Below are 15,423 nucleotides of genomic sequence, written 5' to 3'. Positions count from 1 at the left end.
TATAAGGAGCCAGGTGACTGCCACCGATTCGTTTAGTTCAACCCCCGAGGGATTTCGGTCCGGTTTCGTTAGCTTTGTTGGCCGACCGAACACTGGAAAATCAACGCTAACAAACGCGCTGGTGGGACAAAAGATCGCGATTACCGCCAACCAGCCGGAAACCACCCGGCATCCTATTCGCGGCATTATCCACCGCGATAATGCGCAAATCATCGTGGTTGACACTCCCGGTTTGCACCGGCCCCGCACCCTATTGGGGGAACGTCTCAACGAGGTGGTCAAAGACACCTATGCCGACATGGACTTGATCGGCTTAACTATTCCAGCCGACGAAAAGATCGGTCCCGGCGACAGATGGATTCTAGAAAACGTTCGCAAGGTAGCGCCCACAACTCCCATCTTGGGGATCGTGACCAAGGTGGACAAAGTTAGCCGCGATCAAGTCGCAGCACAGCTCATGGCAGTCCACGATCTGCTGGGTGAAAGCAGCGAGATTGTCCCCGTTTCGGCTGTCACCGGCGAGCAGCGCGACGTGCTCATCGAGGTCATCACGTCGCTTTTGCCCGAAGGGCCGAAATTCTACCCAGACGATCACATAACCGACGACGATACCGAAACCCGAATCGCCGAACTAGTACGCGAAGCTGCCCTTTCTGGACTTAAAGACGAACTTCCACACTCCGTGGCAGTGGAAGTTGATGAGATCATTCCGAACGAAGATCGGCCTGGTGTCATGGATGTTCATGTGGTTATCTACGTCGAACGTCCTGGCCAGAAAGAAATCCTCATCGGCAAAGGTGGACGTAGAATCGGGCGGATCATTCACAACGCTCGGCCGCAAATCTGCGAATTATTAGGAACGAACGTGTATCTTGATCTGCGGATCAAAGTATTGAAAAACTGGCAATCCGACCCCAAACAGCTGGGCCGACTAGGCTTCTAGGGCAGGAAGTAAAGTAACCTCCTTAAAGAACAAGCCGACAAGGTCCGCCGCGAGATATAGATGCGGACGCGATTAGCCGGCTAACCGAAGGCATTGATACGAAATGGCACGCAGTCAGTCATATCGGGAACGGGCATTGGTGATCCGGACCTATGATCTCGGCGAAGCGGACCGAATCATCGTGTTCTTGACAAAAGGACGCGGGCTGGTTCGAGGAGTGGCAAAAGGAGTGCGCCGCTCGAAAAGCCGCTTCGGTTCCCGGCTGCAACCATTTATTGAACTAGATGTACAGTTCTACGCTGGCCGCAGCCTGGAGTCCATCACAGGCGCGGATACGGTGCAATTTTTTGCAACTGGCATCATCGAAGACCTAGGTCGCTACTCCGCCGCAGGTGCGGTACTTGAAGCCACCGAACGTCTCGCGTTAGCCCACGTCGGCGGTGACGGCGACTCGCTATACGATTTAGTGATCGATGCTCTGGCAGACCTCCAAGCTAGCAGCACGCCAACGCTTAGGCTCGACGCGTTCTTATTGCAAGCGATGGAGCTTGCCGGGTGGGCGCCAAGTCTATTCCAGTGCGGTAACTGTGGCGCGCCTGGCCCACATGGGGCATTTCACCCGGCCCCGGGTGGGGCGTTGTGTGCTACATGTCGCCTACCCGGCGCCATTGATGTCGATCCAGAGGTTTTGCACGTGATGTGGTTGCTTATCGCTCGCCAGTGGACGCGTGCCTGGGAAATAATAGGAGAGCAATTTGAGCGCGGAAAAGGCCAATTGTTTGTTGATAACATACACACTTTGACCCGCACTCACTTGCAATGGCATGTTGAGCGCAAACTCCATAGCCTCAACGTGCTAGATCAGGCGTAATATTAAGAAAATTTGTGCGAAAAAATTATTCATCTGGCATTGAAAAATCGGGGACAGATGGCACAATGTTAGGCGTGACTGAACAACTAGTGCCGCCACACATTCCGGCGGAGTTTATTCCACAACACATCGCACTGGTGATGGATGGAAATGGCCGGTGGGCCGAGCAACGGGGACTTAAGCGTACAGAAGGGCATCGGCGGGGTGAAGCGGTGCTGCTTGATATGGTCGCGGCGTGCCAAGCACTTGGGGTAAAAAACCTCTCGGCTTACGCTTTTTCCACCGAAAACTGGCGACGCTCCGCGGAAGAAGTACGGTTCCTCATGGGATTCAATCGTGACGTTTTGGCTCGGCAACGGGAATGGTTGCATGAGCGTAACGTCCGCGTGCGGTGGGTGGGTCGTAGACCCCGTTTGTGGCGCAGTGTGATCAAAGAACTTGAAGCCGCCGAAGAATTAACCAAAAACAACACCAGCATGACGCTGTTCATGTGCGTGAATTACGGTGGCCGCGCAGAGATTATCGACGGCGTCCGGGCTATTGCTCAACAGGTGCAAGAAGGCACATTGCGGCCCGAGGATATTACGGAAAAGAATTTTCAATCATTCCTAGACGAACCGACAATGCCCGACGTGGATTTATTCCTCCGGCCATCCGGAGAGAAACGCACCTCAAACTTTCTTATGTGGCAATCGGCGTATGCAGAGATGGTGTACCAGAACAAGCTGTTTCCGGATTACACTCCGCAGGATTTATTTGATGCCGTAATCGAATATGCCAAACGCGACCGACGGTTTGGGGGGACTAAATAACATGCCACACCAACCGCTCAACGCGGGGGAAAAAGCCTCCAATCCCACCCAGAAACAAATCCGCAGGTGGCAACAGTATCTTGCCAACGAGCGCGCCGAAGCTGCCGTGTACCGAGAACTAGCCCGTAAACGAGACGGGGAAGAACGCGATATCCTCCTTGCTGTGGCCGAGGCAGAAGCTAGGCATGAGCAGCATTGGCGCACCTTACTTGGCGACGAAGTAGGTATGCCGCGTACCCCCGACTTTTCTACTCGATTTATGGCTTTTCTAGCGCGGCGGTTTGGTACCGTCTTTGCGTTGGCGATGATGCAGACCGCGGAATCACGTAGCCCATATTTCGACGATGCAGATGCGACCGAGCAGATGAAAGCCGATGAAGCAATTCACGCCGAAATTGTGCGGGGATTGGCTGCCCGGGGTCGGGAGCAGATGAGCGGAAATTTTCGTGCCGCCGTATTCGGAGCCAATGACGGTTTAGTGTCTAATCTGGCGCTGGTTCTGGGAGTGATGGCCTCTGGGGTGGACACCAATATCATTTTGCTGACTGGTATCTCTGGGTTGCTTTCCGGCGCTTTGTCCATGGCGGCCGGGGAGTATATCTCCGTCAAATCGCAAAACGAGCTGTTAGAGGCGTCGCACCCGCATCCGGAGGCAGGGAAGGCAGTGACGCTGCTTGATGTCGACGCGAATGAATTAGCGTTGGTTTACCGTGCCCGGGGGATGAGCGCCACCGAGGCGGATGAGAAAGCCGCCCGAGTTTTCGCCCATATTCACACCAAGCAACCAGGCGAGCAAGATATTTGGGAAGGAACCCACTCAGAAACCGCCACATCAAATGGCGCGTGGTCTGCGGCTTGCTCTAGCTTTATGTCGTTTGGCACCGGTGCATTGATACCAGTGATACCTTATATTTTCGATTTTCCGTCAGCGTGGGCAAGTGCGTTGGCGATCGTGTTGGTGGGGATCGCACTGATGTTTACCGGGGCAATCACTGGCATCTTATCCGGTAAGCGCCCCCTCAAGCGCGCAGTTCGGCAATTGCTCATCGGTATGGCAGCGGCTGGGATTACCTATGGCTTAGGTAGCTTATTTGGGGCGACGATTACTTAGCGTGTAGGTGTTAACTAAGCACAAGAAGTCGTGGTGGACAAAGCCACCACGACTTTAGTTTTGGTTTGGGTTATTTCGCTTCGAGGCAGGCCTGACACAGACCGTAAATTTCTGCGTCATGACCGGTAAGCTGGAAACCGAATTTGGTTGCGATTTCGCTTGCCCATTCCTCGACTGGGCCACCGTCGATTTCGACGGTGCGCCCGCACTGGGTACATACCAGGTGATGGTGGTGATCCCCATTGAGGCAATGACGATATAATGTTTCGCCATTAGCCATGTGTAGTACGTCTACCGCATCAACTTCCGATAGCGATTGCAACGTGCGGTAAACAGTGGTTAATCCGACCTTAAGGTCTCGGTTTGTAAGTTCTTGGTGGATGGTTTTTGCGGAAGCGAAGTTTTCTAATTCTCGTAATACATTCACCACTGCGGTGCGCTGGCGAGTACTGCGCACACCTAATTTCGGCACGGTATGTTCCATGGCTTTTTTCACGGTGTCCCTTTCACAAGGTAACCCTTGTATGAGTAGCACTAACTAAAGTTTCTGGGATGTATTTTCGGTTGACATTATGTATCACTACAAAAATGGCGACCATACAAAACTGCCAGAAGCGGTGGCTTGAGATGAACCTCCAGTGCTAGTTTTCCTGGGAAGTGTGTGAGGTTTCCCGATGCGAACGCTAGACAAGAAAGTACGTCGTCAAGCGTTAATGCCGTTGGTGCTTGAGGTAAGTAAACCGGGTGAGGGGATTACTGATACAGGTGACAAGCGACGGCACTAACCGATGGACTTGTGCATTTTTTGCACGCCTTACTCCAAGACTAGGCGCGTATTGAAAATTAAGCAAAGGGTATTTGTCCAGCTGAACGAAATAATATTTCCATCTTCGTGCTCAGCTGGGGCTTTATTGAAAAATAACGATGGTGAAAATTCACCATGAGGGTTGCAATCGTGAGTGCGCAGCGTTCCGGTTGCTGCCGTTATGGGCTGTAGCTATGAAGCGGACCTAATTGGGCTTTGCTTTCTTGCAGGTTACAGCGGCCAGATTAATCACTTTGAGAATGTCGCGACAGCAGAGGCTATATGTTATGAGTCGCCCGTTACGCTGGCAATCCACGATGCTGGCCTTGCGTAGTACCCGTAGATGTTGGCTGATGAGCGGTTGGCTGCTGCCTAAAGTTTCAACCAGCTCGTAGACGAAGTGGTCACGTTGCGCCAGAAGCTCAATGATGTGTAGCCGAATAGAAGAATCCAGGGCCTTGAAAAGGTTAGCGGTTTCGATGAGTTTCTGCGGATCGGAAAGAAGAGCGGGTTTACTGGGGCGTTTGGTTGGCGTAGTGCGGGTCGTAGTCTGCTGGTCACCGTTTCGCATGATCGTCGTCCTGCCTAGTTGTCTGTGTGGTCATCGGGGTTCAAGGCGATTGGCGGGAGGGAAGGCTACAGGTGGTGCCGAAGAAGTTCCTGCCAAGAGGGGGTGGGGGTGCCTTTGGCGATTAAAGTCAGCTTAGCATTCTTGCAGCCAATAATATATCCCTTTTATTAATAAAATGAGTATGCAAAAGTTGTATCTTGTTATCTATTTGTAACTTCCCAGCTTGGCGGGGTTATACTGAAAAGTCCTAGGCCATAGCTTTTGCAAAAAGTATGCGAATCATTGCAGGAATCACCCCAAAGTGTGGGTGATTCCGTTTTGTTAATACATGGATTTTGTCACATATATTCCATTGGGGGATTATTTGAATGATCTATTAGTAGCAAATTTCTTGCTAGTGGATTGAGGGGAATCTTTGTGTAGGGCACGCCTTGACGGCTGATCCGGCTTCTCTGAAGGCATGGTGGCTCCTGGAATGTGTGCTGTGATGTAGTAGCACTAAGCGAAAGCGAAAAACCTAGGCAAAAATAGTACAGTAAGTACCGTTGCTTATTCATAGCTGTTGTGCCTTGCTAAAAAGCTTGTCGCGGCAAAGCTCATGTCAGGCGATGACCGCCGGTGGTCGCCTTCTATGTAAGAAGGTAATCAAGTTACCTGGCTCAAGGTGGCCAGAAGAATAATTCAAGGAGATTTCACACATGGCAGAAAACAGTGTCATTGATACCGTCGTCAATCTGTGCAAGCGTCGCGGATTGGTCTATCCCTGTGGTGAAATCTACGGCGGAACCCGATCTGCATGGGACTACGGTCCGCTTGGTGTGGAATTGAAGGAAAATATCAAAAAGCACTGGTGGCGTACCTTTGTCCAGGGTCGGGCTGACATGGTTGGTTTAGATTCTTCAATTATTTTGCCGCGCCAAGTGTGGGAAGCCTCTGGCCACGTTGCTACATTTACTGACCCGCTGGTGGAATCGCTGCATACCCATAAGCGGTATCGGGCCGATCACTTGTTGGAGGCCTATGAGGCGAAGCACGGACATCCACCTGCAAATGGGTTGGCAGATGTGCCGGACCCGGAAACTGGCCAGCCAGGAAAATGGACCGAGCCGCAAATGTTCTCCGGTTTGATGAAGACATTCTTGGGGCCAGTGGATAATGAGCAGGGTTTGCATTACATGCGCCCGGAAACCGCCCAGGGGATTTTCATTAACTTCAAAAACGTCATGACGACGGCTCGTATGAAGCCACCATTTGGTATCGGACAGGTGGGTAAAGCGTTCCGAAATGAAATTACACCAGGTAATTTCATTTTCCGCACCCGCGAATTTGAACAGATGGAGATCGAATACTTCGTTCCCCCTGAGCAGGCACAAGAGAAGTTCGATGAATGGGTGCAGGCGTGTTGGGATTGGTTTATTGATCTTGGTATCAACCCAGACAATATCCGCCAGTTCGATGTTCCGGAAGAGGAGCGGGCGCACTATTCCGCAGGCACCATCGACTTCGAGTACCGCTTCGGGTTCCAGGGCTCCGAATGGGGCGAACTTATGGGTGTTGCTAACCGCACCGATTACGATTTAGGGTGCCACATTGAACACTCAGGCGAAGACCTCACTTATTTCGATCCGAATACTGATACCCGCTACGTCCCGCATGTTATCGAGCCATCTTTCGGTTTGACTCGTGCGATGATGGCATTTCTGTGTGATGCCTACCATGAGGACGAAGCTCCTAACGCTAAGGGTGGCGTAGACAAGCGCGTGGTATTGCGCCTGGATCGCAGGTTGGCGCCAATCAAGGTTGCGGTGTTGCCACTGTCTAAGAAAGATACCTTAACCCCAACTGCAGAAAAGATTGCTTCTGAGCTGCGTAAGTTGTGGAGTATCGACTATGACACCTCTGGTGCGATTGGTCGCAGGTATCGCCGTCAGGATGAAATTGGTACGCCATTCTGTGTCACAGTCGATTTTGACACTTTGGAAGATCAAGCTGTTACGGTGCGTGAGCGCGATACGATGCAACAGGAGCGGGTGAAGATTGCCGATCTTGAAGCCTATCTTGCTGCCCGCCTGATTGGCTGCTAGAAGAAAAGGATCATGATGAATTACACGGCGTGGTGTGATCGTCGAAAAGTAAAAGGCGAAGCCGTCGTGCATTTACATGACGACGCCGATGCGGAAATCGCAACGTTTCCACAGGTGATCTCCGCCGAAGCTGCCGAAGCCAATGTGGCTACGGTGGGCTCGGATACCTGGCGGCTCACACATGATGGCAACACGATCACGGCAGCGCTGCCGGATGGAACGGCTTACCAGGCTGTGGCGACTGGGAAAACCTTTAGCCGGGCAAAACGAATCAATGTTGACTTGGGTGGCAAAACCGTTACTGCTGTAAACGAAGGCGGCGCCGATTGGGTGTATGTTGATTCCGCCGATGTCAAACTTGGGCAATTCTCCGGCGGCAACAACGGGGTGCGCCGTTCCATCACGGAATTTGAGCCAGAAGCTGGATTAAACCACTCTGAGCGGGTGTTTTTATCGTGGGTAACCCGAACCGCACTTGAAGCCAAGCTCGGCTCTAGTACATTGATTTTAACGGTGAGTTTGCTGCTCATCATCCCGATTGTGGTTTTTGCTCTACTTTAGAAAGTGATGGAAACTGCAACGAATTCTTCACTTTCGCCGCTTTCGTGGGTCGATAACGAGCTGCGAGCCCACAATGGTCAGGTAATCGCCCACGTTAATGCGGATTTATTGGTAGTTAACGGCAACCAATTATTACTTGAATCCGCAGTGGGTACTGGTATGGGGGTTGCGCGGTTGCGTGCCACCAGTGACGGCGGAAAGGTATTCACCCTGCGCAAGGCGTCCATGACCGTGCGGTTACTGCAAGTTACCTGCGGTGATCGGAAATATACTCTAGAGCGCGATTCGCTGTGGCGAACAACCCGGACGATACGTTCGGAAACTGGAGAGGCGTTGGGGAAAATTAGAACGAAAATTTCCGGTGTGGTGGAGGTTTCGCTTTTCGACGCCGTCTCAGTGCCCGTGGCTGACCTAGCATTTTTCAGCTACGGCTGCGTTCTCATCGACGCAGCCGTGAAAAACCTCCGGTACTAGAAGCTACCGCCACGCGAGATACCGCCACCACCACCGAAACCACCGCCGCGGGAAATGCCGCCGCCGCCAAAACCGCCGCCGCCGAATCCACCACCGAAGCCGCTGCGGCCTCGGCTATCAAGGAGCTCGCTTAGCACAACACCAGCGATGAAACCTGCAGTATTGGATCCGCCGCCGCTGCTGTATCGGTTGTGGGAATTGACGTCGCGCTGTGCGTCCCGCAGCGCCTGCTGGGCGGTTGAGGTGGCAGAACGCGCATGATTGATAGCGGTACGGGTTTGACTGGTTCGTAGTTGCTGGGCTTGGGCATAGAGTCGTTCTGCCTCGGCAAGTTTGGTTCGCGCTCCAGCTTGGACGTATTTGCCGCGGGTGGAAATGAAATCTTGGGCAGCCCGCACTGCTGATGTTGCGGCGGCAAACTGTTGGTCATAGACCTGAAGTAAGCGGGCATGGTCTGTGGTACCGGCGCGGATCTGATCGAGCATCTCGTCCAATTGGGAGTCAATGTCAGTTAATTGGGTCCATGCCGAAAGCGGATCGGAGCTTTGAATACTCATGGCCTGCTCCAGCGCGGTTTCGGCCCGGGCGACCGTGCCATCTACTGCCTCCCAATTAAGCTCAGTGCCCTGCCCGGTGCCTTGAGCCTTGATGGACTTCGCTTCAGCGATCTCGTCACGTACTTCCTTGATAATCGCAGGCAATCCGACCTTGGCTGCAGCAATATCGGATTGGGCGTTTTCCACCGCAGCTAGCATCCGGTTTGCAGTATCAGCAGCTGTTTCGGCGTAGCGAATAACATCGACCAATCCGCCTTGCTCGCCAGCCGGAAGCGCAGCTAATTCACGCCCCCTAGTCACATTTGCTTCCACCTCGTCTATCGCTGCGGTGGCAATATCAACGTTGCCTGCAATTGATGTCAATGTTTCAGCCGGATAGGTGCGGTTCAGTTCTGCTAACTGCTCAGTAGCTTTAGGTAAACGGGTGCGTAGGTCAATGGTGGTTTGGGTGAGCCGGTCAAGTGCTGCTGGTGCATTGACAAGTAAGTCCCGCATCTGCGCAAAAGATTCTGCTTCTTTATCAAGGGCATCATCGGCTTGGGCGCAACTGGATACGATCTCGGCCAATAAAGCTCGTTTTTCGATCTCGTTGGCATACTGGCGGCTATCAACTCGCTGCTTGAGCGCGAAGGCCTTCTGCAAAGTTGTGGTGGAATGGTTCATAGCGCGGGTGAAATTGCGGGTGCGCTCCGCCCCAAATTCCGCCACGGCAAGATCTAACTCCGCCCGAGCCGCGCGAATGGACTCATCAGTGCTGACCAGTTCTTCCTCAGCGAGTTTTTCCAAAGATCGAATATCCAGCTGCGCCACCGAAGTGGAGTCCGTTGCATCAAGCTGCTGGATAGTCGCCTCGGTATAGGATTGTTCCTGCTTCCGGCGTCGTTTAGCCGCGTAGGCAATGCCGCCACCGGCGAGAGCGAGCGCGCCAACTCCGCCAATAACCGCGCCAGCACCCGCTCCGTCGCTTCCCGACGCACCACTGCCGGTGGTACCGGAGCCGCCGACGCCACCAGGTGCCCTTCCGCTAGCAATCTCGGAAGCAGTGGAGATAAAGGTCAAAGCTGCCCCTGGGAAGTCTCCGTCCGCTAATTTTCCTTGAGTGGCGTTCTCAATCTGCACAGTTTCCGAATTTGTAAATGGGTTGGAAAAAGCCACCCCATATGTGCTGTCGGCGACTGCTAGGGCAATGTCGTATCGTCCCGAACCCATGCTGTCGCGTTGTTGCTCCGCGTAATAAACCGGATCGGTGCCAGAAGCATCAGTAACAAACGCGATTGACACTGCGCCCCCAGTTTGGCGGGAATACTCTCTGGCGGCGTCTTCTATGGTGCTGATGTCGGATTCTGACAACCGGCCTGAATCGTCTGTCACTGAGACCGACGAACTCTGGGCAATAACCGTAATTGTGTCCGCCGCAGCAAGCGGATTTCCTAGCCCACTAACCACAACTGGTGCGGCGGCGATGGCCACTACCGTGCCGAGGCGGCGGACGGTGAGGCGTCGAAAAGCTAAAGCAAAAGGATTCATGTCATACAGGATAGTCGCACCGGCCGACACGGCAGCCATAAGTGCCAGCAACAGGCAAAAACCACTACGATTTACAACTATGAAGGCGCTCCGGGTGATTTCTAACACCACACTAGCCGTAATCGGTACCGCACTGGTCGGCATCATTAGCCGTGGACATTTCCGACCTACCAATAAAACTCGCACTGCATACGGCACTATTATCGTTTTGGGGACAGCACAATACAACGGAATCCCAGGCAGGCAATTCGCCGCTCGACTCCGCTGGGCCGCCGAATTATGGCACCAACATCAAACCCAAACCATCATCACCGTCGGCGGAAACCTTCCCGGTGATACATTCACCGAGGCGGAAGTTGGTCGTACCACACTGCTTAAAGCCAAAGTCGATCCCGATTGCATGATTGCAGTCCCAGAAGGAAACGACACGTTGGGTTCCTATCTGGCGCTGAAGCCTCACGTGGTTGGCAGGGCACTGATCGTTACTGATCCGCATCACGCTCTGCGCGCTGAAGTGCTTGCCCGGCTGGTGGGAATTAACGCAATATCCTCACCGACCCCGTACTGTCCCACCACCTTTCCCACAAAATCGTGGTTTTTAAGCCTCAGTCACGAATTAGGCGGATTGCTTGTTGTCGCAAGCCACGCCGTTTTTGGCCGCCGCATAGCAGCCGTTATCGAAGATTGGCTTCGTTACGCTCAGGGACTTTTACGGCCATCCCGGGTAGCCCGCCACGAAAAACTCCGCGCACAATAACGAAAGCTTCACTTTAAAGCATGTACCACTATTTAGCGCACGACGTTGCTCGCATCTACGACGAACCATCAAAAGGCAGCTCCTTAATTAACCACACCGATGGGCGCGGCCCTTTCGCCCGCGACCGGGCGCGGGTGCTGCATTCAGCCGCGCTGCGCCGACTAGCCGATAAAACCCAGGTGGTTGGTCCCCGCGATGGCGATACCCCCCGAACCCGACTCACCCATTCCCTTGAAGTCGCACAAATCGCACGTGGCATCGGTACCGGTTTGGGGCTAGATGCGGACCTGTGTGAAATGGCGGGACTTACACACGACATCGGCCACCCACCCTACGGACACAACGGTGAACGCGCCTTGAACGACGTTGCCGATAGCTGTGGTGGGTTTGAAGGAAATGCCCAGACACTGCGCATACTCACCCGGTTAGAACCAAAGGTACTTAGCCCAAACCACACTTCCGTAGGGCTAAACCTCACCCGTGCTGCGCTTGATGCGGCCTGTAAATACCCAGTAACCAAGACCAACCCGGACGGAAGTATCAACCGGAAATACGGCTGCTACGATGAAGACCGCCATATTCTCACCTGGGTGCGCGACGGACATGGCGATACAAGCCCAGCAATGGAAGCCCAAACGATGGACTTTTCCGACGACATCGCCTACTCCGTACACGATGTGGAGGACGGGATCATCTCGGGACGCATCGATTTGAAAGTGTTGTGGGATTTCGTGGAATTAGCCAACCTCGCCGACAAAGGTGCCCGTGCCTTCGGCGGCACCCCGGAAGCCATGGTGGACGCGGCCGATCACCTACGCGAACTGGCGGTGGTACGCGGCGCAGCGGAATTCGACGGTAGCCTGCGAGGGCATATCGGGCTTAAGGCCATGACCTCCGAACTCGTGGGCAGATATGTCGGCGCGGTGATCGAAGCGACCAAAGCCGATCCGGATAATGTCCGCATCGGCGCGATTGGCCGCGCCCACGGTCGGTTGGTCATTCCTGACCAGGTGATGGCTGAAGTGACCCTGCTGAAAACCATCGCGGTGCTCTACGTCATGGACACGAAAACCCACATGGAGCGTCAGAGTTTCCAGCGGGACCGGATTTACCGGGTGGCGGATTATCTCACCGCAGGCGCCCCCGGCGCTTTGGACCCGATGTTTCGGCACTGGTGGCTTGAGGCCGAAACCCCTGCTGCCCGGCAGCGGGTAATCGTTGACCAGATCGCGTCGATGACCGAATCGCGGTTGGAGAGACTAGCTAAACAGTCGGCAGAATTAACCAGCTTCTGGGGTTAATCTGGGCAATAACGCTGGCGGATTGTTTAATATTCGGCATCAGGTATCAGACAAAAACTTTCGTAGTGGTCATCGGTATATAGCCACACCTCGGGATCAGTTTCGGTTCCGCCACCGGTGACGATGCGGCGCTCGCCGCGATGCCGAAGTCCTGGGGTTTCCACCGTATATTCCCGGTAGTAGTTTTTGTTATTCTTCGGCAGGATCTGCTCGTAGTTTCCGAATCGGCGGTTGTCATTTTGAGGATAGAGATACGGTCCGCCTGCCAAAATATCGTCAATGGTGTCCTCCGCCTCGACCGGTAATTCCAGCACTTCGCAGGTGGGGAAGTCTTCAAAGCCCTTTTTCGGTGCGCTGTTTTTCTCCGACGGATATGGTTTGGCGGAATTACCAGGCTGCGGTTCGGTATTTGCCGAACCAGTTGGTTGTGCCTTGGGTTGTTTCGCGTTGGGGTTGGTTGCGTCGGCGCGTGGTTGTGTGCTTTTCGACGCCGGCTGCGTTCTTTCCTGGGTGCTCATGAACGAAGCAGCCTGTTGCTGTGAGGGATTGGTGGTAGCGAAGTTGGCAATCGCAATGACGACGATAAAAACAACGACAGCGATTATGACTGCTGGAATGATCTTTTTCCATGGAACGGACATAGACAACATTGTGGCACGAAAACAGGGGACTGAGTGAGCACCTGATGGCGCCATGGTAAGCAAAGGTGATTTTTTACCCGACTTGCTCCATTTCCGTGCTGCAGTCGGGGATAAGCGCGGGGAATCTCCAGCTAGATGGGTAATTTGTGTTGGGGTTCTAGGGGCAACTCGACTTTTTCGTGGTGTGGTGGTTGGTTTCGGGGCTTGGTAGACGAATAGGTCGAGTTAAGGTTTCGGCTAACGTGTTCACCGCGTGGCTTACAGTGAGTGTCGGTAGTGACGCGGTAGAAACCATGGGTGATCTTCTATCAAAAGTCGCGAAACACGAACAATGAGGGGTGTCTATATGAGAATGCTTTCATAAAAACGTCTGACCTTTTGTGTTCTCGGGTTTTCGATAAAAGCGATGAGTTGGAAATACGCTATGATTGCCGCATGTGTGGAATTGTCGGATATGTAGGAAACCCTGAAATCGCTGGTCGTGGCCATGATGCAGAAGATGTGGTACTGGAGGGGCTGCGTCGGTTGGAATACCGGGGCTATGACTCCGCTGGTATTGCCGTGGTGCATGACCAAGCCGTGGAGCACCGAAAGAAAGCTGGAAAGGTTGCGGCCTTAGAGGAAGAAATTTCTCGTCAACCGCTGCCGGATGCGCTGCTAGGGATTGGGCATACCCGTTGGGCTACTCATGGTGGACCCACCGACAGTAATGCGCACCCGCATGTGGTTGCTGGTGGGAAACTCGCGGTGGTTCACAATGGAATCATCGAAAATTACGCTGAGTTAAAGTCTGAGCTTAGTGTGGCAGGTTATGAATTCGTCTCTGAAACGGACACGGAAGTTGCTGCGACCGTTTTGGCGGCCGAGTTTGCTGAGGCTGGCGATCTCACCGAGGCCATGCGTCGTACCTGCAACAGGCTGGAAGGTGCGTTCACCTTATTGGCGGTTCATGCGGACTTCCCGGATCGCATTGTTGCTGCCCGCAGGAATTCGCCGCTGGTGATCGGACTTGGTGAGGGGGAGAATTTCTTAGGCTCCGATGTTTCGGGTTTCATTGACTTCACAAAGTCTGCTGTGGAGATGGATAACGACCAAATTGTTACGATTTCCGCCGATTCTTACCACATCATTGATTTCGCAGGCAATAGTGCTGAAGGTACGCCGTTTACGGTGGAGTGGGACGTGGCAGCTGCGGAAAAGGGTGGTTTTAATTCCTTCATGGAAAAGGAAATTCACGATCAGCCCGCTGCGGTTCGTGACACGCTGATCGGCCGACTCGATGAAAAAGGTCGGTTGACTTTGGACGAATTGCGAATCGATGAAACTATTTTGCGATCCATCGACAAAATTATCGTCATCGCTTGCGGCACCGCCGCGTATTCCGGCCAGGTTGCCCGTTACGCCATTGAGCACTGGTGCCGGATTCCCACCGAGGTGGAATTGGCCCATGAATTCCGCTATCGCGATCCTATCGTGAACGAAAAGACCCTGGTGGTCGCGGTTTCCCAGTCTGGTGAAACCATGGATACGCTCATGGCAGTACGTCATGCCAAGGAGCAAGGGGCCAAGGTTATCGCGATCTGCAACACGCATGGTTCGTCGATCCCGCGAATGGCGGATGCGAATATTTACACCCATGCTGGGCCGGAAATTGCAGTGGCCTCCACTAAGGCGTTTTTGGCGCAGATTACTGCATCGTATGTATTGGGGCTGTATCTTGCGCAGTTACGCGGGAATATGTTTGCCGATGAAGTGCTGAAAGTCCTTGATGAGCTACGTGCTATTCCGGATAAGATTCAATCAGTTATCGACACCGAGGACCAGATCAAGGAACTAGGTCGCAGTATGAAAGACGTGGAATCGGTGCTGTTTTTGGGCCGCCACGTTGGTTTCCCAGTGGCGTTGGAAGGTGCTTTGAAACTCAAAGAGCTAGCCTATATCCATGCCGAGGGATTCGCGGCGGGTGAATTAAAACATGGCCCGATCGCGCTTATCGACGAAGGCCAGCCGGTGTTTATCATTGTTCCGTCTCCCCGTGGGAGGGATTCGCTGCATGGCAAAGTTGTGTCCAACATACAAGAGGTACGTGCCCGGGGCGCTATCACCATTGTTATTGCGGAGGAAGGCGACGATGCGGTTGAGCAATACGCCAATCATGTGATTCGGATTCCTCAAGCCCCAACGCTAATGCAGCCACTTTTAGCCACAGTTCCGCTTCAAATCTTTGCAGCTACCGTCGCAGAAGCCAAGGGATATAACGTAGATCAGCCGCGCAACTTGGCTAAATCCGTCACCGTTGAATAAGTGAAATCGAAGCGCCGCCGCGTCGCAAAGCAACATCATAATGCTGAGCCCCCACGGAGAATCAGCGCGATTCGGCGTGGCTGGCGTCGCCTTTGGCGAGAAAC

General features: G+C 53.5%; 14 protein-coding genes. 10 read left to right on the top strand and 4 right to left on the bottom strand.

What is annotated here, in order from left to right; all coding sequences use genetic code 11:
• Nucleotides 1–13 precede the first annotated feature (13 nt).
• The 4 genes from era (at nucleotide 14) to CMUST_RS11305 (ending at nucleotide 3,737) form a co-directional block, all read left to right on the top strand.
• Entirely contained in the window at nucleotides 14–943 is a 930-nt protein-coding gene (gene era / locus CMUST_RS11320; RefSeq protein WP_047262607.1) for a GTPase Era, read from the top strand.
• A gap of 103 nt (nucleotides 944–1,046) precedes the next feature.
• Nucleotides 1,047–1,814 carry a DNA repair protein RecO gene (gene recO / locus CMUST_RS11315; protein ID WP_047262606.1) on the top strand — a complete coding sequence of 256 codons (768 nt, stop codon included), beginning with the start codon at nucleotides 1,047–1,049 and terminating at the stop codon, nucleotides 1,812–1,814.
• A 74-nt stretch (nucleotides 1,815–1,888) separates the two neighbouring features.
• Entirely contained in the window at nucleotides 1,889–2,626 is a 738-nt protein-coding gene (locus tag CMUST_RS11310) for an isoprenyl transferase (protein WP_047263599.1), read from the top strand.
• Between the two features lies 1 nt (nucleotide 2,627).
• Entirely contained in the window at nucleotides 2,628–3,737 is a 1,110-nt protein-coding gene (locus CMUST_RS11305; RefSeq protein WP_047262605.1) for a VIT1/CCC1 transporter family protein, read from the top strand.
• Nucleotides 3,738–3,807: 70 nt separating this feature from the next.
• Here the strand turns inward: CMUST_RS11305 and CMUST_RS11300 are convergent, their stop codons facing one another.
• The gene (locus tag CMUST_RS11300) at nucleotides 3,808–4,221 is read right to left on the bottom strand and encodes a Fur family transcriptional regulator (protein ID WP_407922010.1); all 414 of its coding nucleotides are present in this window, start codon (nucleotides 4,219–4,221) and stop codon (nucleotides 3,808–3,810) included.
• Between the two features lie 526 nt (nucleotides 4,222–4,747).
• On the bottom strand, nucleotides 4,748–5,113 hold the full coding sequence (locus CMUST_RS11295) for an ArsR/SmtB family transcription factor (RefSeq protein ID WP_083987548.1): 366 nt from the start codon (nucleotides 5,111–5,113) through the stop codon (nucleotides 4,748–4,750).
• A 698-nt stretch (nucleotides 5,114–5,811) separates the two neighbouring features.
• On the opposite strand from CMUST_RS11295, the gene CMUST_RS11290 reads away from it, so the two are divergent.
• The 3 genes from CMUST_RS11290 to CMUST_RS11280 are packed head-to-tail and all read left to right on the top strand — an operon-like array spanning nucleotide 5,812 to nucleotide 8,232.
• Complete coding sequence (locus CMUST_RS11290) at nucleotides 5,812–7,197, top strand: glycine--tRNA ligase (RefSeq protein ID WP_047262603.1); 1,386 nt, start codon at nucleotides 5,812–5,814, stop codon at nucleotides 7,195–7,197.
• A 12-nt stretch (nucleotides 7,198–7,209) separates the two neighbouring features.
• The gene (locus tag CMUST_RS11285) at nucleotides 7,210–7,758 is read left to right on the top strand and encodes a hypothetical protein (RefSeq protein ID WP_236690109.1); all 549 of its coding nucleotides are present in this window, start codon (nucleotides 7,210–7,212) and stop codon (nucleotides 7,756–7,758) included.
• Between the two features lie 6 nt (nucleotides 7,759–7,764).
• Nucleotides 7,765–8,232 carry a hypothetical protein gene (locus CMUST_RS11280; protein ID WP_047262601.1) on the top strand — a complete coding sequence of 156 codons (468 nt, stop codon included), beginning with the start codon at nucleotides 7,765–7,767 and terminating at the stop codon, nucleotides 8,230–8,232.
• Here the strand turns inward: CMUST_RS11280 and CMUST_RS11275 are convergent.
• Nucleotides 8,229–10,316: a TPM domain-containing protein gene (locus tag CMUST_RS11275; RefSeq protein WP_047263597.1), complete on the bottom strand. Its 2,088-nt coding sequence runs from the start codon at nucleotides 10,314–10,316 to the stop codon at nucleotides 8,229–8,231. The genes CMUST_RS11280 and CMUST_RS11275 overlap by 4 nt on opposite strands.
• A 79-nt stretch (nucleotides 10,317–10,395) precedes the next feature.
• Between CMUST_RS11275 and CMUST_RS11270 the strand changes: the two genes are divergently transcribed.
• Both CMUST_RS11270 and CMUST_RS11265 read left to right on the top strand, forming a co-directional pair.
• A complete protein-coding gene (locus CMUST_RS11270) occupies nucleotides 10,396–11,073 on the top strand; it encodes a YdcF family protein (protein ID WP_144414202.1) in 678 nt (225 codons plus the stop codon).
• A gap of 20 nt (nucleotides 11,074–11,093) precedes the next feature.
• Complete coding sequence (locus CMUST_RS11265; RefSeq protein WP_047262600.1) at nucleotides 11,094–12,374, top strand: deoxyguanosinetriphosphate triphosphohydrolase; 1,281 nt, start codon at nucleotides 11,094–11,096, stop codon at nucleotides 12,372–12,374.
• A 26-nt stretch (nucleotides 12,375–12,400) separates the two neighbouring features.
• On the opposite strand, the gene CMUST_RS16065 is transcribed toward CMUST_RS11265, so the two are convergent.
• Nucleotides 12,401–13,015, bottom strand: a complete 615-nt coding sequence (locus CMUST_RS16065) for a ribonuclease domain-containing protein (protein ID WP_407921992.1) — start codon at nucleotides 13,013–13,015, stop codon at nucleotides 12,401–12,403.
• 435 nt (nucleotides 13,016–13,450) lie between these two features.
• Here CMUST_RS16065 and glmS point away from each other — a divergent pair, with 435 nt between their 5' ends.
• Nucleotides 13,451–15,319, top strand: coding sequence for a glutamine--fructose-6-phosphate transaminase (isomerizing) (gene glmS / locus CMUST_RS11255; protein WP_047262599.1), 1,869 nt, complete (start codon nucleotides 13,451–13,453; stop codon nucleotides 15,317–15,319).
• The last annotated feature ends 104 nt before the right edge of the window (nucleotides 15,320–15,423 follow it).

This window comes from Corynebacterium mustelae (assembly GCF_001020985.1).
GTDB lineage: Bacteria > Actinomycetota > Actinomycetes > Mycobacteriales > Mycobacteriaceae > Corynebacterium > Corynebacterium mustelae.
This window is presented reverse-complemented; position numbering and strand designations above follow the sequence as displayed.

What these genes read in the sequence shown, in the direction of transcription:
- recO (WP_047262606.1), top strand. Translation starts at nt 1,047, where the DNA reads ATGGCACGCAGTCAGTCATATCGGGAACGGGCATTGGTGATCCGGACC.
- CMUST_RS11305 (WP_047262605.1), top strand. Translation starts at nt 2,628, where the DNA reads ATGCCACACCAACCGCTCAACGCGGGGGAAAAAGCCTCCAATCCCACC.
- CMUST_RS11300 (WP_407922010.1), bottom strand. Translation starts at nt 4,221, where the DNA reads ATGGAACATACCGTGCCGAAATTAGGTGTGCGCAGTACTCGCCAGCGC.
- CMUST_RS11295 (WP_083987548.1), bottom strand. Translation starts at nt 5,113, where the DNA reads ATGCGAAACGGTGACCAGCAGACTACGACCCGCACTACGCCAACCAAA.
- CMUST_RS11290 (WP_047262603.1), top strand. Translation starts at nt 5,812, where the DNA reads ATGGCAGAAAACAGTGTCATTGATACCGTCGTCAATCTGTGCAAGCGT.
- CMUST_RS11285 (WP_236690109.1), top strand. Translation starts at nt 7,210, where the DNA reads ATGATGAATTACACGGCGTGGTGTGATCGTCGAAAAGTAAAAGGCGAA.
- CMUST_RS11280 (WP_047262601.1), top strand. Translation starts at nt 7,765, where the DNA reads ATGGAAACTGCAACGAATTCTTCACTTTCGCCGCTTTCGTGGGTCGAT.
- CMUST_RS11275 (WP_047263597.1), bottom strand. Translation starts at nt 10,316, where the DNA reads ATGAATCCTTTTGCTTTAGCTTTTCGACGCCTCACCGTCCGCCGCCTC.
- CMUST_RS11270 (WP_144414202.1), top strand. Translation starts at nt 10,396, where the DNA reads ATGAAGGCGCTCCGGGTGATTTCTAACACCACACTAGCCGTAATCGGT.
- CMUST_RS11265 (WP_047262600.1), top strand. Translation starts at nt 11,094, where the DNA reads ATGTACCACTATTTAGCGCACGACGTTGCTCGCATCTACGACGAACCA.
- CMUST_RS16065 (WP_407921992.1), bottom strand. Translation starts at nt 13,015, where the DNA reads ATGTCCGTTCCATGGAAAAAGATCATTCCAGCAGTCATAATCGCTGTC.
- glmS (WP_047262599.1), top strand. Translation starts at nt 13,451, where the DNA reads ATGTGTGGAATTGTCGGATATGTAGGAAACCCTGAAATCGCTGGTCGT.